Raw genomic sequence first — 23,016 nt, 5'->3', positions numbered from 1 at the left:
TCCGCCCCCGGACCCGTCCACCACCACGCCAGGCCGGCCCCGACGAAGGAGCGACCGCAGATGGCCGAGAAGATCATCCGACGGAACATCCACACGTACCCGTTCAAATACCGGCACCACGAGTACGACGAGTACTTCCGCCCCGAGAACGCGGTGCTCTACCTTCACGTCCCGTTCTGCATCACCAAGTGCGGATTCTGCGACTACACCGTCTACATCAACCGGAACGAGCAGCACTTCGCCCAGTACGTCGACGCGCTCGAACGCGAGATCCGCGCCTTCGCCGCCAATCGGGCCTTCCCCGCGTTCCGGGTCGACGCGGTGTATTTCGGCGGCGGTACGCCGGGCATCCTCACCGGCGACCAGACGGCCCGGCTGCTGGACGCCTGCCGGGAATCGTTCGAATTCAACGAGGGCGCGGAGATCGGCCTGGAATTCGACCCCTCGACGGTCGACGAGGCCAAGATCGCGCGGATGCGGGAGGCCGGGTTCACCCGGCTCAGTGTCGGCGTCCAGGCCTTCGACGACCGGCTGCTGGAGATCTGCAACCGCTCGCACGACCTGGCCACCGCCGAACGCGCCTTCCGCACCGTCGTCGACGGCGGTTTCACGCACACCAACATCGACCTGATCTTCCCGCTGCCCGACCAGTCCGTGGACGACTGGAAGCGCAGCGTCGACCGGGCCATCGAACTCGAACCGGCCTGTATCACGGCCTACGGCCTGGAGATCTGGCCCAAGACGGCGTTCCACTCGCTCATCACGTCCGGGAAGATGGCGCTCCCCTCGGCGCAGGACGAGCGCCGGATGTACGAGTACGCCATCGACGCGCTGGAGGCGGCGGGCTTCGCCCGGCGCAGCTCGACGGGGTACTACCACCCCGACCGCTGCGCCGACTACTCGCGCTTCCTGGAGTACTACTGGCGGACCTGGCCGATGATCGGATTCGGCGTCTCGTCGAAGAGCGTGATCCACGACCGGCTGTTCGTCAACGTCAAGCCGCTCAAGAAGTACTACGAGATGGTCGGAAGTGGTCAAATTCCGCTGGATTTCGCCACGTACCTCACCAAGGAACAGGAAATGCGCCGCGTCATGATCCGCGGCCTCAAGATGTGCGAGGTCAACCGGCCGGACTTCCACGACCGGTTCGGCGTCACCATGGAGGCCGTCTTCGGGGCGGAGATCGAGCAGCTCATCGACAAGGGCTGGCTGGAGGAACGGGGCACGGACGTGTATGCGCTGACCAGGCTCGGTCAGTTGTTGTCGACCAATGTGTACGAGCTGTTCTACGCGCCGGAAGATCTCAGTCCCGCCGAAGGGGATGAGGTACGGTTCGGCATATCGGAGCTCGTCGAGTGACCTGATCGGCGGGTGTTGTGACGAGGGGCAGAGCGAATTGTCGCGCACGTGCTCGCACCAGGCCTTCCGCCGGGCCTTGAGCCGGGACCTGAGCCGGGACCTGAGCCGGGACTTTCACCGGGACTTTCACCGGACCGGAATGATCGCGGTGACCTGCGGGGGACTGCGGTGAACATCCTCCCCGCGTGGTTCGCCGGGCTCAGCCTCGGCTTCCTGGTCGCCCTGCCCCTCGGCCCCATCGGCCTGCTGTGCGTGCGCAGCGTCCTGCGCGACGGCTTCCCGACCGGCTGGGCGATCGGCCTGGGCGCGGCCCTGGTGGACATCGCCTACGCCGGCCTGGGCCTCGCCGGGGTCGGCAGGCTGCTGGACGTCCCCGCGCTGCGGACGGCCCTGGGGCTGGCCGGGGCCGCCGTGCTGGTGTACATCGGCGCGCGCTCGCTGCGCTCCGCCTTCCGGGTCCAGGCGGCCACCGACGACGAGCGGAACCCCGAAGTGGTCCGCCCGCTGGCGGCGTTCCGCACGGCACTGGCGGCCACCGCCTCCAACCCGGCGACGATCGGCTACTGGGCCGCCGCCTTCGCCGCGGCCACGGCGGCGAACGTCACCGGGACGCTGCCCGCCTCGGTGTCCATGCTGGTCGGCGTCGGCTGCGGCACGCTCCTGTGGTTCACCCTGCTGAGCACGGGCGTCGTGGTGTTCCGCCGGCGCTTCAGCGCCCGGCTGCTGAAGGGCGTCGACCTGGTCGCCGGGATCGGGGTCATCCTCTTCGGCGGCTTCCTGGCCTACCAGTCGCTCGCCTGAACCGGCCGCGGTGACGGCGTCGGGCGGCGGCTGACCGAGGCCCTGCATCGAACTCCCAGCTGTGTGACGGGAGTTCGGTGGCGGGCCCCGGCTTCCGAACAGCCCGGTGTCCGCGCCGCTGCCCGCCTCCGCGCCTCTGGGGACGGCAACGGGCCGGACGCCCGTCCCCCTGGAGGAACCCATGGCGTCGCACCGTCCCCCTGGCGTCGATCCGAACGGAAAACCTTGGCGGCTGGGCGAGTTACTGCCCAGGGCGCTGGTGTACCTGGCCGGCTGCGTGGTCTTCTCGACCGGTGCCCACTTCTTCATCCAGTCCGATCTGGGCACCGACCCGCTCGACGTCTTCTCGCTGGGCGTGCTCAAGCACCTGCCGCTCACCATCGGCCTGTGCCAGGCGGCCGTCGCGGTGGTGTGCATCGGGGCGTGGGCGGCGTGGAACCGCAAACGCCCGGTGGTCTCGCCCTTCGTGACCTTCTTCCTGTGCGGCAGCCTGATCGACCTCTTCCAATGGCTGCGGCCGGCGGCCTGGTTGGGGCTGAGCAGCTACCCGCTGATGCTGCTCGGCGCGCTGCTGTGCGCCTACGCCTCGGCGCTGATCATCATGAGCGGCTTCGGCATCCGGGCCATCGACCTGCTGGCGATCACCATCCGGCACCGCTGGACCTGGCCGTTCTGGTGCGCGAAGGGGCTGATCGAAGGAGTGCTGCTGCTCTGCGGCTGGCTGCTGGGGGGCCCGGTGGGCATCGGTACGGTGGCCTTCCTGGTCTTCGTGGACCTGCTCATCGAGCCCTTCGTCCGGTTCAACCGGCGCTTCCTCGACATCCCGGACCACGGCTTCGCGGTCGCCCTGGCCGTGCCCTGACCGGTGCCGGTCCGGCCGGCCCTGGTGGTCGCCGGCGACGGCCGGTGGCGGGGCGGTTGCCGGAGTACCGTGGAAGGGGTCGAGACACCGCCGCCGTCGGCGGTTGCCGCAGGTGTCCTCGACCCGGTGGTGCGACGTGGGGACCGGAGGCGCCGGTGGCGCGAGAGAGCACGCCCGCGGTCGACGACTCCCGGCAGAGCCCGGTCGGAGCCGTCGGCAAGGTGACGGTGCCCATTCCGGCGGGCGGCCCGGGCGAGGTCCTGGTCGCCCTCCGGGGTGGTTCGGAGGTGTTCGCGGCCTGGTGCTCGGAGCCGGTCGGCCGGGACGTCCGGGTGGTCGTGGTGGACGCGATCTCGGCCCGCTCGGTGATCGTCGAGCTGTTGCCGCCCTAAGTAGAGCTGTTGCCGCCCTCATCGCGGTTTCGGATCCCAGCTGGTCAGGTGGTCGGTCATGTTCTTCTGGCACGTTCCCGCACCCAACGAGGCGATGCTCATCTCCGGGTCCAAGCACCAGGCGCAGGACACCCAGTTCCGCATCGTCACCGGGCACGGCAGCCTCGTCCTGCCGGTCAAGCAGAAGGTCCGCATGCTCTCCCTGGCCCTGCGGGAGGCGGAGATCGCCGAGGACTGCGTGACCCAGCAGGGGATCCGGCTCACCGTGCGCGCGGTCTGCGTGTTCAAGGTCGGCGACGACGCCGTGTCGATCGCCAACGCGGCCCGCCGCTTCCTCTCGGAACAGGACCAGATGGAGGAGCTCGTCGGCCGGATCTTCGCCGGCCACCTGCGCTCGATCATCGGCGGGCTGACCGTCGAGCAGATCATCCGGGAGCGCAGCCGGGTCGCCCAGGAGGTGATGGCGGGCAGCCACGGCGAGATGGAGAAGCTCGGCATCGTGGTCGACGCGCTGCAGATCCAGGAGATCGAGGACTCGACCGGGTACATCGACAACCTGGCCGCGCCGCACGTGGCGGCGGTCGCCAGTCAGGCCCGGATCGCCCAGGCCAAGGCGGACCAGGAGGCCGCCGAGCGGGAGCAGCAGGCGGCCGCGCTGAAGGCCGAGTACGAGCGCGACACCGCGATCAAACGGGCCGGGTTCCTCGCCGAGACCGAGCAGTCCAGGGCCCGGGCCGCCCAGGCCGGGCCGCTCGCCGAGGCCCGGGCCTCCCAGGACGTCATCGAGGAGCAGACCGCGCTCGCCCAGCGCCGGGCCGCGCTGGCCGCCCAGCAGTTGGAGGCCGACGTGCGGCGCCCGGCGGACGCCGAGGCCTACCGGCAGCGGACGCTGGCCGAGGCCGCCCGCGACCGGGTGAAGTTCGAGGCGGACGGCAGCGCCTACAGCGAGCGGGCGCTCGCCCAGGCGCAGGCGGACGCCAACACCGCCCGGGCCGACTCCCTGCGCGGCGGCAACCAGGAGCTCATCGCGGCCAACCGGATCGTGGAGAACCTGCCGGCCCTCGCCGACGCGGCGGCCCGGGGCATGTCCGGAGCGGAACTCACCGTCCTCAACGGCAGCGACGGGGTCAACCAGATGGCGGCGGGCATCGTCAGCCAGGGCCTCGCCATCCTGCACTCGCTCCAGCACTCGACCGGCCCGTTCGGCGACGGCAAGTCCAAGCCCCGCTTCCCGGAACGGACTTGAGGCGCGCCGGGGCCTGCGGGCCGAGGCGTCAACGGGCGGCGACGAGGCCGTCCACCAGGGCCCGCAGGCCGTCCAGGTAGGTGTCGTCGGTGGTCAGCGCGGCCCAGCGGTCCGCGACCTGGGCGAGGCGGGGGAGTTCGTCCGGGTCGAGGCCGCCGAACACCTGCTCCCGGTACGTGGCGCGCTCGTCGTCCGCGCGCCGCCGGGCCGCCGCCGCCCGGACCACCAGCTCGCCGGCGGTGTAGTACCAGATCGTCCGGTACCCCTGCACGGCCCGTTCCGGCGTGAGGCCGCACGCGGTGAGGCCGTCGACGATCTGCTCGACGAACCACAGCGCGGACGCGGACATCAGGTCGTCGGCGGTGAGCACCTCGACGATCCAGGGGCAGTCGGCCAGGGCCTCGTGGATCGCGGCGGCGGACCTGACGACGCGGTCGCGCGGGTCGGCGGGCAGTTCGGGCCGGCGCAGTGTCCGTGCCGCGTGGTCGTCCAGCAGCAGGACGAGCAGTTCCTCCTTGTCGCGTACGTGGTGGTAGAGCGCCATCGGCGTGCTGCCGACCTCGGAGGCGAGGCGGCGCATGGTCAGCCGGTCCGCGCCCTCCTCGGTCACGATCCGGCGGGCCGCCTCGACGACCTGCTCACGGGAGATGCGGGGCGGTCGGCCCGAGGTCCTGCGCGGTGCGGTCGGCATGGGTCCATTCTTCCCCAGAGGTCGACAGCGGCGATGGTGCGGGGTTAGTTTTCTTACGCGTATAGAAATTGCTGACCGGAAGGAACACCGCCATGACGCCCACCGCCGTCGACCTGTTCGCCTCGGCCCTGCACTTCCACCCCGACGGCGAAGTCCGAGCCGCCGAGCGGCAGATGGCCGGCGGCGCGCCGGGCACCTGGCACCTCGGCGCCTTCCACGTGGAGACCGAGGCCGACGTCCACGCCGACCACTGGGAGATGCACCCGGAGGCCGACGAGGCGGTGTGCTGCCTCACCGGTGGCGCGCGGCTCTACCTCCGACCCGCGGGCGGGGACGCGGACGGGGGCGGCGACGGCGCGGGGGGCGGTGTCGACGAGCTGGTGCCGCTGCCCGCCGGCAGCGCCGTGGTCGTCCCCCGGGGCCGCTGGCACCGCCTCGAACTCGACGGCCCCAGCGACCTGATGTCGCTCACCCTGCGCCACGGCACCCGGCTCGAAAAGCGCACCGACACCCCCTGACCGCTGCCGGGGACGGTCAGGACTCCCCGCTCCACGACCGCCAGAGCGCCGCGTACGCCCCGCCGGCGGCGACCAGTTCGTCGTGGGTGCCCAGCTCGACGATGCGGCCCGCCGCCATGACGGCGACCCGGTCCGCGTCGTGCGCGGTCTGGAGCCGGTGGGCGATGGAGATGACCGTGCGGTCGGAGCGCACGGCCGCCATCGCCCGCTCCGCCTGCCGGGCCGTGGTCGGGTCGAGCAGGGACGTCGCCTCGTCCAGGATCAGGGTGTGCGGATCGGCCAGCTGCACCCGGGCCAGGGTGAGCTGCTGGGCCTGCGCGGCGCCGAGTTCGGTCCCGCCGGTGCCCAGGAGCGAGTCCAGCCCGTCCGGGAGGTCGCGTACCCAGTCCGCCTCCACCAGGGCGAGCGCGGCCAGCACCGCCGCGTCCTCGGCGTCCGGGGCGGCCAGCGTCATGTTCTCCCGGAGCGTCCCCATGAACACGTGGTGCTGCTGGGTGATGAGCACGACGCGGTTGCCCAGCTCGCCCGCCGCGGCGAGGTCCGCGACCGGCACGCCGCCGACCAGGATCCGCCCCGCGTCCGGGGCGTCGACGCCGGCGAGCAGCTTGCCGAGGGTCGACTTGCCGGCGCCGGACGGGCCGACCACGGCCAGCCGCTCGCCCGGCCGGACCACCAGGTCGACGTCCGTCAGCACGTCGTGCGAGCCGGTGTAGGCGTACCGCACGCCGACGGCCTCGATCCGGTCGTCGGCGGGGCGCAGTCCGGTGGCCGGCGGCTCCTGCGACACCAGGCCGACGCCCTTGATGCGGGCGAACGAGGCACCGCTGCGCTGCAGTTGCTCGACCCAGTTGAGCGCCCGGTCCAGCGGGTCGACGAGCTGCCACATGTAGAGGCCGCCCGCCACCACCGCGCCCAGCGTCACCGAGCCGTGGAGGTGGCCGAGGCCGCCCACCAGCAGGACGAGCGCCATCGGCAGCGCGTGCGCGAACTCGGTGACCGGGAACAGTACGGTCCGCAGGAACAGGGTGCGCACCCCGGCCCGGTAGGCGGTGTCGACGGCCCGGTCGACCACGCCGTCCTGGCGCGCCCCGACCCCGTACGCCTCGATGGTCCGGGCGCCGTGGGCAGTGGAGTTGAGGACCTCGGTGACCCCGCCCGCCGCGGCCCCCTCGGCGAGGTAGGCCTCCCGGGCCCGGGACAGGTACCAGCGGCTCACCGCCCAGACGATCGGCAGGCCCACCAGGGCGCAGAGCCCGATCAGCGGGTCGAGCAGGAAGGTCGCGGTGAGGATGACCAGCACCTGGACGACGGCGATGAAGACGTCCGGGGCCGCGTTGCGCAGGGTGGCGGCCACGGTGCCCACGTCCAGCGAGGAGCGGGTTACCAGGTCGCCGGCGCCGACCCGTTCCGCGTACCGCCCGGGCAGCGCGAGCGTCCGGTCGACGACCTCCTCGCGGAGCCGGGCCAGGGCGCGTTCGCCGAACCGGTGGGAGAGGTAGCGGGCGTAGCGGGTGAGCACCAGCTGGGCGAGGGCGAACCCCAGGACCGCCGCGGCGAAGCCGTCCACCTGGCCGACCGTCAGCTCGCCGTTCTCGACCCGGGTGACGATGCGGCCCAGCAGCCACGGCCCGGCGACGCCCGCGAGGGCGGCGAGGCAGGTGAGGGCGACGATCGCGCCCATCGCCCGGCCGTCGTCTGCCAGCAGGCGCCAACTGGCCCGGCGCACCGTCGCGGTGTCGGCGACCGGGAGGCGGTGGGGGGCGTCGGGGGTGTCGGGGTTGCTCATCGGACCATGCCTTCCTCGGCGTCCGCAGGGGCGCTCGCCGGGTGGTCGTCGCTGCCGCCGCGGAACACCAGCGCCGCGTAGCCGGGGTCGCGGGCGAGCAGCTCGCCGTGGGTGCCGGTGGCCCGGACCTTGCCGTCCACCAGGTGGACCACCTCGTCGGCGCGGCCGAGCACCAGGGGGGAGGTGCTGACGATCAGCGTCGTCCGGCCGCCGCGCACGGCGCCGATCCGGGCCGCCACGGCCGCCTCGGTGAGCGCGTCCAGCGCCGAGGTGGGCTCGACCAGCAGCAGCACCTCGGGATCGGCCAGCAGCGCGCGGGCCAGTCGCAGCCGCTGGCGCTGCCCGCCCGAGACGTTGCCGGCGCGGTCGTCGAGCGGCGCGTCCAGGCCGCCCGGCAGGGCGTCGACGATGTCCTCGGCCGCGGCGGCGTGCAGGGCGCGTCGCAGCTCCTCCTCGGTGCGGTCGCCGCGGATCGACACCGCGGAACGGAGCGTGCCGCCGAACACGTACGCGTCGTCGTCCGACACCAGGATGTGGCGCCGTAGTTCGGCGGGCACCCAGTCGGAGAGCCTGGTGTCGCCCCAGGTGGCGTCCGAGTCGGTGTAGCCGCCCAGCCGCTCGACGACGGTCCGGGCCTCCTCGGGCCGGGCGGCGGCCAGCGCGGTGAGCCGCCCGGGCCGCAGCAGCAGGCCGGAGTCGGGATCGCTCAGCCCCGCCGGGGCCTCCGGCGGGGTCGTCAGTGTCCGGCTGCGCGTCGAATCCGGCCGCAGCGCCAGGATGTCGATGACCCGGCGGGCGGAGACCAGCCCGCGCGGCAGGTCGTCCGCGCCCTCGACGAAGGCGGAGACCGGCACCAGCAGGGCCGCCACGTAGCCGTAGACGGAGACCAGTTCACCGACCGTGATCGAACCGGCGGCCGCCATCCGGGCGCTGAGCCAGGTCACCACGGCCAGGAAGACCACCGGCAGGCAGGCGCCGAGCGCCTGCACCCAACTGGTGAACGAGGCCACCCGGTAGCCGAGCGGGACGAGGGCCTGCGAGCGCTCCCGGTAGCGCCGGGCGAACATCGGCTTGCCGCCGATGCCGTTCAGCACGCCCAGCCCGGCGACCAGGTCGCCGGCCAGGGCCGTCAGCGCCCCCTGCTGCTCGCGGTAGCCGCCCTCGGCGCCGTGCAGCTTCCCCAGCAACGGGCCGACGGTGAGGGCCAGCAGCGGCACCCCGAGGAGGATCACCACCGCGAGCACGACGGAGATCCGGACCAGCAGGACGGCGGTGGCGAGGTAGGCGATGACCGCGCCGACCCCGGGCCCGGTGATGGTCAGCGTCTGCGCGATCCGGCCGATGTCGCCGGCCTGGAGATGGGTCAGCTCACCGGCCGACACCTGGCGCGGCAGCGTCGTCCCCAGCCGGTTGACGTGCCGGGTGATGACCTGGACGGTGCGGTACGCGGCGTCCGCCCGGACGAAGGTCATGGTGCGGTGCCGCAGGATCCCGAGGACGGCGATGAGCGCGCCGACCACGAGGACGGCCGACACCCAGAAGACCAGCGCGCCGCTGTCGCGGGCCCGGAGGCCCTCGTCGATCGTCCTGGACATCAGGTAGGGCGGCAGCATCAGGGCGCACATCCACAGGCTGCCCCAGGTCGAGCCGAGCAGGACGCGGCCGCGTTGCCTGCGCACCAGCCACCAGAGGAAGCGCAGCGGACTCCGGTGGTCCGGCACCCCGGGATCACGGTAGGGGACCCGGCGCGCACCCCCGGGCCGGTCCGGTCCGTCGCCGGTCATCCCTCCTGCCCCCGGGCAGGCCCCCGAGCTATGAACTGGTCCAGGATCCGTTGACGTCTCATTCCCGGAGTCTGGCAGACCGCCCCGCCACGGAACTGACGCACCCCCAGGTCGGGCGGCGGGGGGCCCGCGGAGCGCCGGCTGACCCGGGGGTGACGCGGTGGGGGCGGTCGGTTCCGCCGGCCGCGCCCCACCGGGTCACCTCTGCGGTGTGCCGCCCGAGCCCACCACCAGCCAGTGGGACGGGAGGTCGATCCGGCTGCCGTCGGGCGCGAACTCGGTGAGGAACAACGGCAGTTCGCCGGAGGCGAGGACGGTGAGCCCGGCGGTGCGGAACAGCTCGCCGAAGGCCGAGTCGACGACCTCGGCGGGGGCGAGGCCGTGCTCGAAGACGGGGCGCAGCTTCGGGGGAGGGCCCTGCGGGCTCTGGGCGAGGCCGGCCAGGACGGCCTTCGCCGACGCGGACAGCTCGACGACGAACGCCCGGCCGCGATCCCCGACCAGGGCGGCGATGGCGTCGGCGACCGGCTGGCGGTCGGCCGGTTCGCACTGGTGGATCAGGGCGCGTACGTACACGTTGGCATCGCCGAGCCGGGCGTGCAGCTCCCGCACGCCCTGCCGGTCGGTGGCGTCGAGCCGGGCGAACTCGGCCCGCCCGTCCGGATGCTGGGTGCGGGCGAGCTCCACGGCGGCGGTGGACAGGTCGACCCCGAGGGCGCGGCCGAAGCGTTCGGCGAGGAAGCGGGTCTGGGTGCCGTTGCCGCAGCCGACGTCGACGACGGGCAGCGCCGGGTCGACGAGGTAGGGGTCGAACAGCGCGAGGTGCACGCTCGCGGTGAGTGCCGGCTCCGCGTCCCAGATCACCGCGCCGGCCTCCGCCGGTGCGTCGCGCCAGAAGCCCTCCCAGGCGTTCAGGTATCGACTCGACACGGGCATGGCGGAGAACCTCCCAGCTGGTGAAGCACGGTGTCGGGATCGTCCCCGGACCGCGGACAGCGGACAGCGGGCGGCGCGTGGAGGCGCGTGGGGAATCCGGCGAAGGCCTCCGCCCCCGGCTTCCCCCGACCCCCGAGCTGTGCGCAGCTCCGTCCGACCGGACGGCCGATGACGGTCAGTCACGCTAACGGTCCCGGCGGGCGAGGCCGGCCGCGCGTCACCCGAATGCGGTAATTCCGAGGGAAGTTCGCCCGAACGGCCGCCCTCCGTGCGAGCGCTCCACCGTGACCCCGCAGGGCCGGTTCGGGTCGGTGCGGGGCTCAGCCGGTCACGCTCGCGGGGGTGGCGGCGAGGTCGCGGACGGTGTCGGCGATGGCGTGGAAGTCCTTGCGCAGGATCTTGGAGTGGTTGCTCGCGACCTTCGTGCTGACCCGGATGTTCGGGTTGCGGGCGAGCACCGGGTCGAGGTTGGTGCGGATCTGTTCCATCAGCTTCGCTTCGCCGCCCAGGTTGCCGCCCGTGGCGACCACGTACCGGACCGGTGCGGTCACCTGGTCGAAGACCGGGTCGAGGGCGGCGGGCGCGCAGAGCTCGTTGATCTCAAGATTGATCTCGGCGTGCTGCTCGGCGCTCATCCGTGCGGCCATGCCGAGTCGGCGGGCGATCGGGAACAGCGGGCTGAGCCGGCGGAACAGCTTGCGGACCTGCTCCCGGGTGGCGTCGTCGAGCCACTCGTGCGGGAACGCGCCGTCCACGGACACCGCCCCGAGGACGCGGTCCGGGTGCCGGGCGGCCCAGTGCACCGCGAGCATCGCGCCGTAGGACCAGCCCACCAGGATCGGCCGGTCCACGTTCCTCGCGGTGAGGACGGCGTCGACGTCGCGCAGGCACGCTTCGAACGAGTAGTCCGCCGAGCGCTTCGACTTGCCGCGGGCGCGCTCGTCGAAGGTGATGTGCCGGTAGCCGTCGCCGAGGTCGGCGATGACGCGCCGCCAGTGCGACTGGTCGGCGTAGGAGCCGTTGAGGTAGACCACGGGACGGCCGGGCCCGCCGGTGTCGGTCACGGCCAGGGCGGTGTCGTCGACGGAGACCATGCCGGTCCAGACGGGCTGCTTGATGGTCATGGGGTGCCTTCTTCCGGGTGTGGGGGTGGCGGGCTGCTGCGGCTCGTTGTTTCTGATGATGGAAACGCTACGTTGCCTTCACGGGTAGTGGCAACAAGTCCGTTGCTTGAAATCGGTATCGATGCAGGTGAAAGCGGAATTATCGTTGCAGTGGCTTTGGATTTAACGCAACGTCAGCCGCCGTCTTCGTTGCACTGGAATGGGGGTGAACGCTATGGTGAGGGCATTCAGGGAAGCGTGAAGGGAGAATCGCGGTGCCGGGAGGCAGGCTCACTCAGCAGGAACGCCAGCAGATCGCGCTGGGGATGGCCGACGGCCTCGCCTACGCGGAGATCGCCAGGCGGCTCGACCGACCCACCTCGACGGTCACGCGCGAGGTGATGCGCAACGGAGGCCCCACCGCCTACCGCGCCGACCTGGCCCACCGTGCCACCGAACGCCGCCGCGCCCAACGGCGCAGGCCGGCCGCGCCCCGGGGGTCGGAGGCGCCCCCGCAGGCCCACGGGCGCGACGCCGAGGCCGTGCGCGAGTACCAGGAGACGTACACCACCGTCCTGATGGCCTCCGGCATGCCCAAGATGACGGCCCGGGTGCTGGCCTGCCTCACCCTCACCGACAGCGGCAGCCTCACCGCGTCCGAGCTGGCCCGGCACCTCCAGGTCAGCCCGCCGTCCATCTCCAAGGCGATCGCGTTCCTCGACGGCCAGGGCCTCGTCCGCCGGGAGCGCGACGAGCGCCGCCGCGAGCGCTACGTCGTCGACGACGACGTCTGGTACCAGTCGATGATGGCCAGCGCCCGCGCCACCGCCCACCTCGTCGAGGTCGCGCGGCAGGGCGTCGGCGTCCTCGGCCCGCAGACCCCGGCCGCCACCCGCCTGGAGAACATCGCCCGCTTCGTCGACTTCGTCTCCGAGAGCATCGTCCGCGCGGCGGAGCAGGCCCGCGAGATCCTCCACACGAAGCCCGAGGCGGCCCCGGCCGGACCGGCCGCTCCGCGTCCGGACCGCGGATAGCCGACGATCACCGGGAGGCGGCGCGGTAGGCGCGGCGCCAGGGGTCCGGGTCCGCACCGAGGGCCTGGACGATGTCGGAGAGCAGTTCGACGTCCAGGCGTTGGCGTCCGCTGCGGAAGCAGTCGTAGACGGTGATCCGCCCGGGTGTGCGTTCCCCGGCCGGGACGCCGCGGGCTGCCCGGACGGAGCTGATCCGCCGGACGATCGTCGAGTAGGAGGGGCTGCCGGCCTCCTGCCGGAGCAGGGTGAGGGACTCGGTCAGTGCGTCAAGGGAGTGCGAACGGGCTAGCGTCGCAGCGGAGTTGGCCTCGGCTGCCCGGCAGATGCACGGGGCCGCTGTGGTGCGCATAGGTGACCAGGTCAAAGCTCTGTCCTCCCCCCGCCGGGCCTGCGTGAACAGCCTCTTCGCGCCGGGGGTTCCTGTCAACTGAGGTGAATCAAATGGCGAAATCCATACACTCCCGTTTGTTCGGGATCGTTCGGAAAGCTGCCCAGGCCCTCAACTCCGCTGCCAGGATGGCCGCATTCCGCAGTGACACAACGTCAGAGAGGGAGGTGTCGGACCTCATGAAGTCCGCCCGAAAGATCGTCTCAGCACTGGCACTCGCGATCGGCCTGAGCGTCTCGTTGCCCGTCGCCGCCGCGCAGGCCGACCCCGTCAATCCGCAGCCCTATGCCTACGGTTCCCTCGTGGCGCTCGCCCGCCCGGCCAGCGGCGGCCCCAACGGCACCTACTACTGCATGGACGAGTACCGGCAGACCAACGGCGACGGGCGGCCGGTCGTCCTGCGCCCGTGCGACGGCTCCTGGAACCAGTTCTGGTTCGTCTCGCCGGACGGCCTCATCCACAGCACCAACGACGGCCGTTGTCTGTCGGGCCACGTCCCGAGCGGCCCGTCCGACAGCCCGGGCGCCACGGCGGTGGGGTGCAACGGGGGTGACCCGAAGCAGCGTTGGACGTTCGACACCGACCGCGGCGTGTGCAACGCCGTCGGTGCCTGCCTGACCTACGTCGGCAACCAGGGCCCGCGGTCCTCCTACGGACTCTGGACGCTGGGGCGGAACGCGAGCATGGGGCAGACCCAGGAGTTCGACTGGCACCACTCCGACAGCGACCGTCCGATCAACCCCAACATCTAGACATCTGGGCACTGTCAGGGGCCCGGCGTGGCCGGGGTCGAGGCGGGGGTAGCCGCGGCCCCGGCCGAACGGGGGCGCCGGTCACCAGACGCGGCGGTCGGCGGGGGTGCCGAGGCCGGTGCGGAGGTGGCGGACGAGGCTGCGGCGCAGCTCACGGTCCTGGTCCGTCTCGACGGGGAGGTCGAGCTGGACGATGTCCACGCCGGCCGAGCGCAGCAGGCCGATGCGGGCGGCGACGGTGGCGGGGGAGCCGGCGTAGGCGGCGGTGAGGGAGCGGCGGATGTAGGCGGCCACCTGCTCGTCGCCCCGGGAGGGGTCGGAGCGGCCGCGCTCGCGGTCGCGGTCGAGCTGGACGGCTTCCGTCCAGGGCCCGCCGCTACCGGAGGTGAGGCGCAGGGCGTCGCGGCGCAGCCGGCGGACGCGGTCGCGGGCCGCCTCGTCGGTGTCGGCGAGGACGACGGTGACGTGCCGCCAGATCCGCAGGGTCCGGCCGTGCGCGGCGGCGGCGGTGCGGACCTGGGCGATCCGCCGCCGGGTGTCCGGCAGCGGCAGCGGGCTGACGGCGTACACCTCCGCGTAGCGGGCCGCCAGGTCGAGGCCCTGCGGTGACGAGCCGCCGAAGGAGAGCAGCTCGCCGCCGGGTCTGGGGTGCAGGCCGGGCCGGGCGGCGGATACGGTGTAGAACTCGCCCTTGTGGTCGATGTCCTGGTCGGCGGCGAGGTAGCGGGTGAACAGGTCGAGGTACTCGTCGGCCCGGCGGTAGCGCTCCTGCTTGTCCAGGAGGTCGCCGTCGCGGGCCGTGTCGTGGTCGCTGGAGCCGATGATGACGTGGGCCGCCGCCCGCCCGCCGGAGAGGCGGTCCAGGGTCGCGAGGGAGCGGGCGGCGACGGTCGGCGCGGTGGTGCCGACCCGGTGGGCGACCGCGATGCGCAGCCGGGTGGTGGCGGCCAGGGCCCACGAGGCCACCAGCCACGGGTCGGGCCACGAACTGGACTGCACCACCAGGGCGCTGTCCAGCCCGTCCTCCTCGTTCTCCCGCGCGGTGCGGGTGACGTACGCGGGGTCGGCGGTGCGGTCGCGGCCGTCGGGGGCCCAGCGCAGGGCCTGGCGTTCCTGCGCGGTGTGGCCGGGGACGGGTGCGGCGCGGACCCCGCCGCGGATTTCGAGTGGCACGGCTCTCCTCCGGTCGTGAGCGTCGTGGGCGTCGTAAGGGTGGCAGGGGATGGGGACGGGTGGGGCGCGGCGGTCAGAGGGCGGCCGGCCCGAGCCGGGCCAGGGTGTCGAGCAGCTTGGCGCGGCTGACGAACACCTCGGGCGGCAGCGACACGTACAGCTGGATGGTGGTGACACCGGGGCGGTGGTAGGCGAGGATGCGCTCCCGGCACTCCTCCGGCGAGCCGCTGATGAACAGCCCGTCGACGACCTCGTCGGGCAGCGCCTTCTGGGCGCCCTCCGGGTCGCCGGCCGCCCAGAGGCGGTGGGTCTCGGCGAGGAGTTCGCCGTGGCCCAGCCACTCGTGGAACTTGCGGTACGGCTCGCGGTTGAGGATCCAGGCGAGGAACGGCCGGCTGGCGCGGTGGGCGTAGTCGGTGTCGTCGGTGGGGCAGACGAAGACCTTGACGACCAGTTCCTTCCCGGGCGGCTGCGGGCCGACGGCGTCCAGGATCTTCGGCACGTCGTGCGGGAACAGCAGGTTGGTGATGGCGCCGTCGCCCTCGTTGAAGCCGAGCCGGAGCATGTTGGGCCGCAGCGCGCCCAGGATGACCTTGACCGGCTCGGTCGGCGGGTGCGGCAGCCGGTAGCCGGTGATGTCGAAGGTGTCGAACCCGCCGGTGACGTACTCGCCGCGCAGCGCCCGGGTGACGAAGCGCAGGACGTCCCTGGTCCGCTTGAACGGCTCGTCGAACGGGATGCCGTTGATGTCGGTGACGTGCGCGGGCACCGAGGCGCCGATGCCCAGCAGCAGGCGGCCCGGGGCGAGTTGGGCGAGCGTCGCGGCGGTCTGGGCGAGCACGGCCGGGCCGCGGGTGTGCACCGGGACGATGCCGGTGCCGATCCGCAGCGAGGGGGACCAGGCCGCCGTGGCGGCCAGCGGGGTGAAGGCGTCGGTGCCGCCGCCCTCGGCGCTCCACACGTCGGTGTAGCCGAGGTCGGGCAGCCGCTCGACCAGGAACCGGTGCCGGTCGATGGTCAGGCCGGGCAGCGGGAGGGTGATGCCCCACTTGGGCGGCGCGGCGGGCACGGGGCCGTGCGCGGAGCCGGGCGGGACGGTCCCGCTGTGGTGGTGCGGTCGGTGCGGGTCGGTCATCGGGATGGCCGTCCTTCCTGTGGTGCGCGGTGCTCTTCGGAGCCGGGGGAGAGGCGGTGTCCGCGGGTCAGCGGACCCATACGGTGGTCAGGTCGAGGAACCAGGACTGCGGCTGCACGAGCCCCTGGACCCTCGGCGAAAGGGCCCGCGGATTGCGGTCGTTGACCACGAACAGCCAGGGTGCGTCCTGGGTGACCAGCGCGAGCGCCTTGCGGTACCCGGCCTGCCGGGCGGCCTGGTCGGCATCGGCGGCCGAGGAGGCGAGCAGCTCGTCGACCTGCGGGTTGGTGTAGTGGCCGGTCCAGAACGGGCTCTTGGAGCCGATGAACAGCGGGAGCAGCGCCTCGGACTGGAACAGCGTGGTGGACTGGGCGACGGCGTCCGAGCCGAGCGCCACCTGGCCCTTGGCCTCGGCGCCGATCAGCGTGGTCCAGTCGGTGGTGCGCAGCTCGACCTTGATGCCGACGGCGGCGAGATCCCGCTGGAGGGCCTCGGCGATCGGCACCGGCAGCAGATTGCCGCTGCCGCCGGTGGGCACGGTGACGGAGGTGCTGAAGCCGTTCGGGACGCCGGCCTCGGCGAGCAACTGCCGGGCCTTGGCGGGGTCGTAGGAGTAGACGTCGCCAGCGGGGTCGTAGGCGGCGGTGGCGCGCGGCGCGGTCTGGTAGGCGGGGTCGGCGGTGCCGTGCAGCAGCTTCTCGGCGATGGCCTTGCGGTCGATCGCGAAGTTGGCGGCCCTGCGGACCAGCGGGTTGTCCCAGGGCGCCTTCGAGGTGTCCAGGATCCAGTACCAGAGGTGGTCGTAGCTGTTCGTGGCGATCTGGACGCCGTCGGCCTTGAGGCTGTCGATGTCGTCCGGGTTCGGGTACTCGATCCAGTTCACGCCGCCGGAACGCAGGGCGGCGGTGCGGGCCGCGGCGTCCGGCAGCGCCTTGATCACGAGCCGGTCGAGCTTGGGGGCGCCGCGCCAGTAGCTCTTGTTGGCGGCCAGCTCGATCTGCTGGCCCTCGGTCTGCGAGACGAACGAGAAGGGGCCGGTGCCGACCGGGTGCTGGGCGAAGTCCGCCGAGCCGGACTTGCGGACGGCGGTGGGGCTCGCGATCAGGACGTGCGCGAGGTCCTCGGGGAAGTGGCCGTTGGGCTCCTTGGTGACCAACTCGACGTGGTCGGCGTCGGTCTTGCGGTACGAGGCGATGTCGCCCGCGTACTCGGCGGCGGCGGCGCCGAGGGCGTCGGTGTACTCGGGGCTCTTCTTGTCGAGGTAGCGGGCCAGGTTGAAGACCACGGCGTCGGCGTCGAACGGGGTGCCGTCCTGGAAGGTGACGCCCTTGCGGAGGGTGAAGGTCCACGTCCTGGCGTCGGCGGCGACCTGCCAGTCGGTGGCCAGGGCGCCGGTGACGACCGGCGGCTTGTCGGTGTCCTTGAGCAGTTCGTACCGGGTGAGGCCCTCGTAGAGCTGGAAGGAGACCAGCCGCTTGCCCTCGAAGCCGGCGCCGCCGATCACGGTGTCCGGGTTGGGGAGTTTGCCGGTGGCGCCGATGACCAGGGTGCCGCCGCGGCCGTCACCGCCGCCCGCCCCCGCGGAGCCGCCGCCGTCGGAGCCGGCGCAGCCTGCCGCCGCCGCGAGCAGAACGGCGGCGGCCGGCAGGGCGACGGCTCTGGAGCGGATACGGCTGGTGCGCGTCATGGCGATTCCTCGTCGGTTCGGTGGTGCGGAGGTTCAGCGGTGCGGGGGTGCGGGGGTGCGGGGGTGCGGCGGTGTGTCGGCATGGAGTTTCGGCGGCGGGTCACGCGACGCCGGTGGCGGCCTCCAGCAGCGCCCGGGTGTACGGGTGCGCGGGGGAGTCCCAGAGCAGGCCGGCCGGGCCCTCCTCGACCACCCGGCCGTGCCGCAGCACCAGCACCCGGTGGGCGAGGTGCCGGACGACGGCGAGGTCGTGGGAGATGAACAGGTAGGCCAGGCCGGTGCGTTCCTGGAGGTCGGTCAGCAGGTCGAGCAGGCGGGCCTGCACGCTGCGGTCGAGGGCGGAGGTCGGTTCGTCGCAGACCACCAGGTCCGGTCCGGTGGCCAGGGCCCGGGCGACGGCCACCCGCTGGAGCTGCCCGCCGGACAGCTCCCGGGGGTAGCGGTCGGCGAGCGCGGGCTCCAGGCCGACCTGGGTGAAGAGCCGGGCGACGGCCGCGGCGCGTTCGGCGCGCGGCGTACCGTGCAGGCGCAGCGCGAAGGCGACCGCCTCCCCGGCGCGCAGGCTGGGGTTGAGCGATCCGCGCGGGTCCTGCGGGACGAACTGGAGGCGGCCCCGCAGCGCCCGGTCGGCGCGGCCGCGCAGCCGGTACGGATCGCGGCCGGCGAAGCGGACGCTGCCGGCGTCGGGGGCGAGCACCCCGAGGGCGAGGCGGGCCAGGGTGGACTTCCCCGAGCCGGATTCGCCGACCAGGCCGACGGTCTCGCCCGGCGCGACGGTGAGGCTGACGGCGTCCAGGGCGGTCCGGTCGCCGTAGCGCTTGGTGACGGCGTCGACGACCAGGACCGGGCCCGGGTGGGTGTGGTCTACGGCGTCCGGGCGGGTGTGGTCTACGGCGTTCATCGGCGGGCTCCTGGTTCGGCGGCCACCAGGGCGGCGGTGAAGGCGTGTTCCGGGTCGCCCAGCACCCGTTCGGCGGGCCCGAGTTCGACGATCCGGCCGGCCCGCATGACCGCCACGGTGCCGCCGATCCGGCGGGCCGCCGCGAGGTCGTGGGTGACCAGCAGCAGGGCGATGCCGCAGTCGGCGCGCAGGGTGGTGAACAGGTCGAGGATCCGCCCGCGGATCAGCGCGTCGAGCGCGGTGGTCGGCTCGTCGGCGATCAGCAGTTCCGGGCCGCAGCAGATCGCGACGGCGATGGCGGCGCGCTGGCGCAGGCCGCCGGAGAGCTCGTGCGGGTAGGCCCGGGCGACGCGTTCCGGGTCCGGGATGCCGGCGGTGGCGAGCAGCTTCGGGACGGCCGCGCGGGCGGCCCGGCGGTCGGCGGCGATCCCGTGCCGCCGCAGCACCTCGGCGAGCTGCGGGCCGATCCGGCGCAGCGGGTCGAGCGAGGCGGTCGGGTCCTGCGGAACGTAGCCGATCCGTCGGCCGCGGACGTCGGCCAGTGCGCGTTCGCCGAGCGCCCGCAGGTCCGTCCCGGCGAGCCGGACGTCTCCGGTGACGGCGGCGCCGTGCCCCGGCAGCCCGAGCACCGTGCGGGCGACGGTGGTCTTGCCGCTGCCGGATTCGCCGAGCAGCACCAGGGAGCGGCCGGCGGGCAGGGCGAGGGAGACGTCGTCGACGGCCCGGACCCCGCCGGGGTACTCGACGGTCAGGCCGTTGATCTCCAGCAGCGCGCTCATGCGCCCACCCGCTTCGCGGCTCGCGGCCGGGCCGAGCCGTCGGCTGAGCGGTCGGCTGAGCGGTCGGTGGATTGGTCGGTGGACCGGCTCGCGGCGGCGGGGGCGGCGGGGGCGGCGTGCGCCAGCAGGGCGCCGGTGTCGCCGACGCGGGTGCGCAGCGTCTCGCCGAGGGTGTTGAAGACGACCGAGACGGCGATGATGACCAGGGCCGGCAGGACCGCCACCCAGGGGTGGGTGAGCAGCGAGGGCCGCAGCTCCTCCAGCATCGCGCCCCACTCGGCGGTGGGCGGGGCGACCCCGAGCCCGAGGAAGGACAGCCCGGCGGCGTACATGATGGCCAGCCCGACCAGCGAGGACGCGTACACCAGGACCACCGGCGCGACCACCGGGGCGACCTGGCGCAGGACCAGCGACCCCCAGCCGGCGCCGCTGACCCGGGCGGCCACCAGGTATTCGGCGGCCCGGACCCGCCGGGTCTCGGTGAACGCGACCCGCGCCACCGCGGGGGTGAGCACCACCGACAGCGCGAGCACGGTCGCGCCCAGGCCGGGCGTGAGCAGCGAGGCGATGGCGATCGCCAGCAGCACCCCGGGGAAGGCGTAGAGCACGTCCAGCAGGCGCAGCAGGGCCTGTTCGGTGGTCCGGCCGCCGAGCCCGGCCACGACGCCGAGCAGGGTGCCGACGACGGCGGCCACCGCGACCGGGACGAGCCCGCCGGTGAGCGAGGCGCGCCCGGCCCAGATCAGCCGGCTGAGCAGGTCGCGGCCCTGGCCGTCGGTGCCGAGCAGGTGGCCGGGGCTGCCCGGATCGAGCAGCCGGTCCGCCAGCCGCCCGGCGGCCGGGTCGTACGGGGCGACCAGTGGCGCGGCGAGCGCGAGCAGGACCAGCAGCGCGGCCAGGGCGGCGGGGACGGTCAGGCCGAGGTTGCCCCGGCTGAGGACACGTGACGTCACATCAGTTCCTTACTCGCGGGTCGATCGCCGCGTGCGCCGCGTCCACGAGGATGTTGACGCCGACGAACGCGACCGCCACCACCAGCACCCCGCCCTGCACCAGGGGCAGGTCGCGGGAGGTGAGGGCGTCGTACAGCAGCCGGCCGACGCCGGGCCAGGCGAACAGGGTCTCCACGAAGATCACCCCTTCCAGGAGGTAGGCGAGTTGCAGGCCGCCGATGGTCAGCAGCGCCGGCGAGGCGTTGTGCACGCAGTGCCGCAGCACGGTGGCCGGGCGCAGGCCGCGGGCGCGCAGCGAGTCGGCCAGCTCGCCGGCCAGCACGCCCCCCAGCGCGGCCCGGAACACCCGGGCGGTGAGCCCGAGCGGGACGAGCGCGGCGGCCACGGCCGGCAGGATCAGGTGGCGGGCCAGGTCGGGCAGGCCGCCGGAGCCGAACACGTCGTGCGTGCCCCCGGCGGGCAGCCAGCGCAGGCCCACGGCGAAGACGGCGATCAGCAGCAGGGCCACCGAGTACTGCGGGGCGGAGACCGCGAGGGCGGACAGCGCGCCGGAGATCCGCCCGCCGGGGCCGCGCGGGCGCAGCGCGCCGACGGCGCCGAGCGCCACCCCGCCGACCAGCACCAGCAGGAAGGCGGCCGTGGTCAGGGTCAGCGTCTGGCCGAGCGCCGGGAGCAGCAGGTCGGCGACCGGGCGCTGGCCGGAGACGGAGGTGCCGAGGTCGCCGGTGAGCGCGTGCCAGAGCCAGGAGGCGTAGCGGACGGGCAACGGCTGGTCCAGGCCGAGCCGTTCGGAGAGCTCGCGGCGGGCCTCGGGCGGTGCGCCCGGCCCGAGGAAGAGGGCCACCGGGTCGCCGGGGACGAGCGTGACGGTCGCGAAGACGACGGTGGTGACGCCGAGCAGGGTCGGTACGGCCAGCAGGAGGCGGCGCAGCAGGAAGCGGGTCACCCGGCCCTCCGTGGCGTGGCGCCGGACTGGCCGGCGGCGGGCCGGTTGGGCGGGGCGGGCATGGGGCTGGTGGTCCTTCCGGGAGGGGCGGTTCGGGAGCGGGTCGGGGAGCGGTTCGGGACGGTCGGCGGTGGTGACCGGCAGTCACCGGCGGCGTCCGGGGTGCTGGACCGCCGGACCGGGGCCGTGGGACGGGCCGTTCGCCGGGGGGCGGATGCCGTGTCCGGGCGGGATCGGGTGCCGGAGCACGGGTCGGGCGGTCCGTGGGACGTGGGACGTCGGTGCCGCTCCGGCAGCTGCGGCCGCTTGAAGGAGCGTTGCGGACCGGTGGCCCGGACAGCCAGTCAGCACTTGATGCTGTTACTCCTGGTCACAGCATCCGGAGTGTCAGGACCGCCACTGCCCAGGGCGCCGAGCCCCGGTTCTGTCCTTGACCTGCACAAGGAACCGGACCTAGGGTTCCCCGCATGGCTATTCGGCGGACCGACATCACCCTGGTCGGGATCGGCGGCTCGTGGCACCGACGGTGTTTCGACGAGCTCTGTCGCCCGCGCGCTGCGCGCTGACCGCCCCGTTCCCAGCCGCTGCGGTCGGCGCCCCTCCCCAGTCCCGGATTCCGCAGCCGACGCCCGTGCGCGTCCTCGACGGATCCTCGCCGCAGCACCCGTGCCCACCGGGCCGGCCCGCCACCAGCAAGGGGACCGTATCGCCATGCCGTACCTCAGACGCCCTGCCTCCGCCCCCGGGGGTGCGCGATGGCAGCAGTGAGCAAGCTCGCCGTCCCGGCCGGCCCGCGCGGCCGCCGGATTCCCGCCCGACGCGGCGCCTGCGGCGGCGCCACCCTGGTGGACGCCCCCGCCGCGGGCGCGCCGCCGGTGCACGCCGCACCCCCGGCGCAGGCCGAGATCGACAACCCGCTCGACCTGATCGCCGGTCACCAGCTGCTGGCGGAGACGGTGACGCCGCCACCGTCGGTCGGGCCGACCGCCACCGGTTGCGGGTGCGGCCATCCGATGTGCGTGGAGGAGGACCGCGACCGCACCGCCGACGCCCGGGTGTTCCTGGTCGAGCGGCACTCGGTGGCCAGCGCCGGGCTGCGCAGCGTGCTGACCACCGTGCCCGGGCTGGCCGTGGTCGGGTCCACCGGCGACCCGCTGCGCGCGGTGGCCGCCGTGCGCCGGGTCGCCCCCGACGTCATCCTGCTCGGCCGCGGCGCGAGCCTGGAGGCCGACCTCGCCGTCGTGGTGGCGCTGCGCGGCCCGGACGCGGCGCCCGACGCCCGGGTGCTGCTGCTGCGCCGGGCCGAGTCGACCGCCGAGGCGAGCCGGATGCTGCTGGCCGGGGCCAGCGGCTGCTTCCCGCTCGACCTGGCCGAGGACCGGATCATCAGCGCCGTCCAACTCGCCGCGGCGGGCGGGTCGGTGTTCCTGCCGGCGCCGCCGCCGGCCCGGACCCACGCGGCGGCGCCCCCGCAGCACGTCGGCGAACTGCCGCCGCAGCACGCCGGACTGACGGATCGTGAGCACGAGGTGCTGGTCCAGCTCGGGCTCGGGCTGAGCAACGCCGAGATCGGGCGGGAACTCGCCCTGGCCGAGGCGACCGTGAAGAAGCACCTCACCCAGGCCATGCGCAAGATCGGGCAGCCCGACCGGCTGCGCGCCGCGCTCTACGCCCACCGGCACGGCCTCGCCGGGTAGTCGTCCCCGCACGTTCTCGTCACCACCCTCCGGAGGGGGGGGGGCGCCCCCCGCGCGGGGCGCGCCCCGCCGGCGGGGGGGGGCGCGCGGCCG

Annotated in this window: 22 protein-coding genes; 9 read left to right on the top strand and 13 right to left on the bottom strand. The window is 73.7% G+C overall.

The window, feature by feature from the left end:
• Positions 1 to 60: 60 nt before the first annotated feature.
• The 5 genes from ACFV61_RS16705 to ACFV61_RS16685 all read left to right on the top strand — a co-directional run bounded on the left by ACFV61_RS16705 (position 61) and on the right by ACFV61_RS16685 (position 4,660).
• Entirely contained in the window at positions 61 to 1,359 is a 1,299-nt protein-coding gene (locus tag ACFV61_RS16705; RefSeq protein ID WP_063346370.1) for a coproporphyrinogen-III oxidase family protein, read from the top strand.
• 168 nt (positions 1,360 to 1,527) lie between these two features.
• Positions 1,528 to 2,160, top strand: coding sequence for a LysE/ArgO family amino acid transporter (locus ACFV61_RS16700; RefSeq protein WP_063346369.1), 633 nt, complete (start codon positions 1,528 to 1,530; stop codon positions 2,158 to 2,160).
• Between the two features lie 181 nt (positions 2,161 to 2,341).
• Entirely contained in the window at positions 2,342 to 3,022 is a 681-nt protein-coding gene (locus ACFV61_RS16695) for a YitT family protein (protein ID WP_208869047.1), read from the top strand.
• A 155-nt stretch (positions 3,023 to 3,177) separates the two neighbouring features.
• Positions 3,178 to 3,414 carry a hypothetical protein gene (locus tag ACFV61_RS16690; RefSeq protein ID WP_063346368.1) on the top strand — a complete coding sequence of 79 codons (237 nt, stop codon included), beginning with the start codon at positions 3,178 to 3,180 and terminating at the stop codon, positions 3,412 to 3,414.
• 58 nt (positions 3,415 to 3,472) lie between these two features.
• The gene (locus ACFV61_RS16685) at positions 3,473 to 4,660 is read left to right on the top strand and encodes a flotillin family protein (RefSeq protein WP_063346367.1); all 1,188 of its coding nucleotides are present in this window, start codon (positions 3,473 to 3,475) and stop codon (positions 4,658 to 4,660) included.
• Between the two features lie 28 nt (positions 4,661 to 4,688).
• On the opposite strand, the gene ACFV61_RS16680 is transcribed toward ACFV61_RS16685, so the two are convergent.
• Entirely contained in the window at positions 4,689 to 5,351 is a 663-nt protein-coding gene (locus ACFV61_RS16680; protein WP_380378296.1) for a TetR/AcrR family transcriptional regulator, read from the bottom strand.
• A gap of 92 nt (positions 5,352 to 5,443) precedes the next feature.
• Here ACFV61_RS16680 and ACFV61_RS16675 point away from each other — a divergent pair, with 92 nt between their 5' ends.
• Positions 5,444 to 5,869: a cupin domain-containing protein gene (locus ACFV61_RS16675; protein ID WP_380378297.1), complete on the top strand. Its 426-nt coding sequence runs from the start codon at positions 5,444 to 5,446 to the stop codon at positions 5,867 to 5,869.
• 16 nt (positions 5,870 to 5,885) lie between these two features.
• Here ACFV61_RS16675 and ACFV61_RS16670 read toward each other — a convergent pair whose 3' ends face one another.
• The 4 genes from ACFV61_RS16670 to ACFV61_RS16655 all read right to left on the bottom strand — a co-directional run bounded on the left by ACFV61_RS16670 (position 5,886) and on the right by ACFV61_RS16655 (position 11,499).
• Positions 5,886 to 7,655: an ABC transporter ATP-binding protein gene (locus ACFV61_RS16670; protein WP_380492308.1), complete on the bottom strand. Its 1,770-nt coding sequence runs from the start codon at positions 7,653 to 7,655 to the stop codon at positions 5,886 to 5,888.
• Positions 7,652 to 9,268: an ABC transporter transmembrane domain-containing protein gene (locus ACFV61_RS16665; RefSeq protein ID WP_380492322.1), complete on the bottom strand. Its 1,617-nt coding sequence runs from the start codon at positions 9,266 to 9,268 to the stop codon at positions 7,652 to 7,654. The genes ACFV61_RS16670 and ACFV61_RS16665 overlap by 4 nt, the downstream gene beginning before the upstream one ends.
• Positions 9,269 to 9,637: 369 nt before the next feature.
• Entirely contained in the window at positions 9,638 to 10,375 is a 738-nt protein-coding gene (locus ACFV61_RS16660) for a class I SAM-dependent methyltransferase (protein WP_380492306.1), read from the bottom strand.
• Positions 10,376 to 10,695: 320 nt separating this feature from the next.
• A complete protein-coding gene (locus ACFV61_RS16655; protein WP_380492304.1) occupies positions 10,696 to 11,499 on the bottom strand; it encodes an alpha/beta fold hydrolase in 804 nt (267 codons plus the stop codon).
• Between the two features lie 254 nt (positions 11,500 to 11,753).
• On the opposite strand from ACFV61_RS16655, the gene ACFV61_RS16650 reads away from it, so the two are divergent.
• Positions 11,754 to 12,512: a helix-turn-helix domain-containing protein gene (locus ACFV61_RS16650; RefSeq protein WP_380492301.1), complete on the top strand. Its 759-nt coding sequence runs from the start codon at positions 11,754 to 11,756 to the stop codon at positions 12,510 to 12,512.
• Positions 12,513 to 12,519: 7 nt separating this feature from the next.
• Here ACFV61_RS16650 and ACFV61_RS16645 read toward each other — a convergent pair whose 3' ends face one another.
• Positions 12,520 to 12,861: a hypothetical protein gene (locus ACFV61_RS16645; RefSeq protein ID WP_380492298.1), complete on the bottom strand. Its 342-nt coding sequence runs from the start codon at positions 12,859 to 12,861 to the stop codon at positions 12,520 to 12,522.
• Positions 12,862 to 13,079: 218 nt separating this feature from the next.
• On the opposite strand from ACFV61_RS16645, the gene ACFV61_RS16640 reads away from it, so the two are divergent.
• Positions 13,080 to 13,652 (top strand): RICIN domain-containing protein, encoded by a 573-nt coding sequence (locus ACFV61_RS16640; protein ID WP_380428567.1) that lies wholly within the window; start codon positions 13,080 to 13,082, stop codon positions 13,650 to 13,652.
• A gap of 81 nt (positions 13,653 to 13,733) precedes the next feature.
• Here ACFV61_RS16640 and ACFV61_RS16635 read toward each other — a convergent pair whose 3' ends face one another.
• The 7 genes from ACFV61_RS16635 to ACFV61_RS16605 form a co-directional block, all read right to left on the bottom strand.
• Positions 13,734 to 14,825, bottom strand: a complete 1,092-nt coding sequence (locus ACFV61_RS16635) for an LLM class flavin-dependent oxidoreductase (RefSeq protein WP_063346358.1) — start codon at positions 14,823 to 14,825, stop codon at positions 13,734 to 13,736.
• Positions 14,826 to 14,898: 73 nt separating this feature from the next.
• Positions 14,899 to 15,960, bottom strand: coding sequence for an LLM class F420-dependent oxidoreductase (locus tag ACFV61_RS16630; protein WP_380492296.1), 1,062 nt, complete (start codon positions 15,958 to 15,960; stop codon positions 14,899 to 14,901).
• Between the two features lie 67 nt (positions 15,961 to 16,027).
• A complete protein-coding gene (locus ACFV61_RS16625; protein ID WP_380492293.1) occupies positions 16,028 to 17,647 on the bottom strand; it encodes an ABC transporter substrate-binding protein in 1,620 nt (539 codons plus the stop codon).
• A gap of 100 nt (positions 17,648 to 17,747) precedes the next feature.
• Complete coding sequence (locus tag ACFV61_RS16620) at positions 17,748 to 18,548, bottom strand: ABC transporter ATP-binding protein (RefSeq protein ID WP_380492291.1); 801 nt, start codon at positions 18,546 to 18,548, stop codon at positions 17,748 to 17,750.
• Positions 18,545 to 19,327, bottom strand: coding sequence for an ABC transporter ATP-binding protein (locus tag ACFV61_RS16615; RefSeq protein ID WP_380492288.1), 783 nt, complete (start codon positions 19,325 to 19,327; stop codon positions 18,545 to 18,547). The genes ACFV61_RS16620 and ACFV61_RS16615 overlap by 4 nt, the downstream gene beginning before the upstream one ends.
• Positions 19,324 to 20,280: an ABC transporter permease gene (locus ACFV61_RS16610; RefSeq protein ID WP_380492286.1), complete on the bottom strand. Its 957-nt coding sequence runs from the start codon at positions 20,278 to 20,280 to the stop codon at positions 19,324 to 19,326. The genes ACFV61_RS16615 and ACFV61_RS16610 overlap by 4 nt, the downstream gene beginning before the upstream one ends.
• A gap of 1 nt (position 20,281) precedes the next feature.
• The gene (locus ACFV61_RS16605; protein WP_380492284.1) at positions 20,282 to 21,226 is read right to left on the bottom strand and encodes an ABC transporter permease; all 945 of its coding nucleotides are present in this window, start codon (positions 21,224 to 21,226) and stop codon (positions 20,282 to 20,284) included.
• A gap of 755 nt (positions 21,227 to 21,981) precedes the next feature.
• On the opposite strand from ACFV61_RS16605, the gene ACFV61_RS16600 reads away from it, so the two are divergent.
• Positions 21,982 to 22,923, top strand: a complete 942-nt coding sequence (locus ACFV61_RS16600; RefSeq protein ID WP_079135394.1) for a response regulator transcription factor — start codon at positions 21,982 to 21,984, stop codon at positions 22,921 to 22,923.
• The last annotated feature ends 93 nt before the right edge of the window (positions 22,924 to 23,016 follow it).

It is taken from the genome of Kitasatospora sp. NPDC059817 (assembly GCF_042731835.1).
Taxonomy (GTDB): Bacteria; Actinomycetota; Actinomycetes; order Streptomycetales; family Streptomycetaceae; genus Kitasatospora.
The sequence above is the reverse complement of the archived record's forward strand: the minus strand, read 5'-3'. Positions and strand labels throughout refer to the sequence as shown.

Coding starts and splice junctions, on each gene's coding strand:
- ACFV61_RS16705 (WP_063346370.1), top strand. CDS start 61: ATGGCCGAGAAGATCATCCGACGGAACATCCACACGTACCCGTTCAAA.
- ACFV61_RS16695 (WP_208869047.1), top strand. CDS start 2,342: ATGGCGTCGCACCGTCCCCCTGGCGTCGATCCGAACGGAAAACCTTGG.
- ACFV61_RS16685 (WP_063346367.1), top strand. CDS start 3,473: ATGTTCTTCTGGCACGTTCCCGCACCCAACGAGGCGATGCTCATCTCC.
- ACFV61_RS16680 (WP_380378296.1), bottom strand. CDS start 5,351: ATGCCGACCGCACCGCGCAGGACCTCGGGCCGACCGCCCCGCATCTCC.
- ACFV61_RS16675 (WP_380378297.1), top strand. CDS start 5,444: ATGACGCCCACCGCCGTCGACCTGTTCGCCTCGGCCCTGCACTTCCAC.
- ACFV61_RS16670 (WP_380492308.1), bottom strand. CDS start 7,655: ATGAGCAACCCCGACACCCCCGACGCCCCCCACCGCCTCCCGGTCGCC.
- ACFV61_RS16665 (WP_380492322.1), bottom strand. CDS start 9,268: ATGCTGCCGCCCTACCTGATGTCCAGGACGATCGACGAGGGCCTCCGG.
- ACFV61_RS16660 (WP_380492306.1), bottom strand. CDS start 10,375: ATGCCCGTGTCGAGTCGATACCTGAACGCCTGGGAGGGCTTCTGGCGC.
- ACFV61_RS16655 (WP_380492304.1), bottom strand. CDS start 11,499: ATGACCATCAAGCAGCCCGTCTGGACCGGCATGGTCTCCGTCGACGAC.
- ACFV61_RS16645 (WP_380492298.1), bottom strand. CDS start 12,861: ATGCGCACCACAGCGGCCCCGTGCATCTGCCGGGCAGCCGAGGCCAAC.
- ACFV61_RS16640 (WP_380428567.1), top strand. CDS start 13,080: ATGAAGTCCGCCCGAAAGATCGTCTCAGCACTGGCACTCGCGATCGGC.
- ACFV61_RS16630 (WP_380492296.1), bottom strand. CDS start 15,960: ATGACCGACCCGCACCGACCGCACCACCACAGCGGGACCGTCCCGCCC.
- ACFV61_RS16625 (WP_380492293.1), bottom strand. CDS start 17,647: ATGACGCGCACCAGCCGTATCCGCTCCAGAGCCGTCGCCCTGCCGGCC.
- ACFV61_RS16620 (WP_380492291.1), bottom strand. CDS start 18,548: ATGAACGCCGTAGACCACACCCGCCCGGACGCCGTAGACCACACCCAC.
- ACFV61_RS16615 (WP_380492288.1), bottom strand. CDS start 19,327: ATGAGCGCGCTGCTGGAGATCAACGGCCTGACCGTCGAGTACCCCGGC.
- ACFV61_RS16600 (WP_079135394.1), top strand. CDS start 21,982: ATGGCAGCAGTGAGCAAGCTCGCCGTCCCGGCCGGCCCGCGCGGCCGC.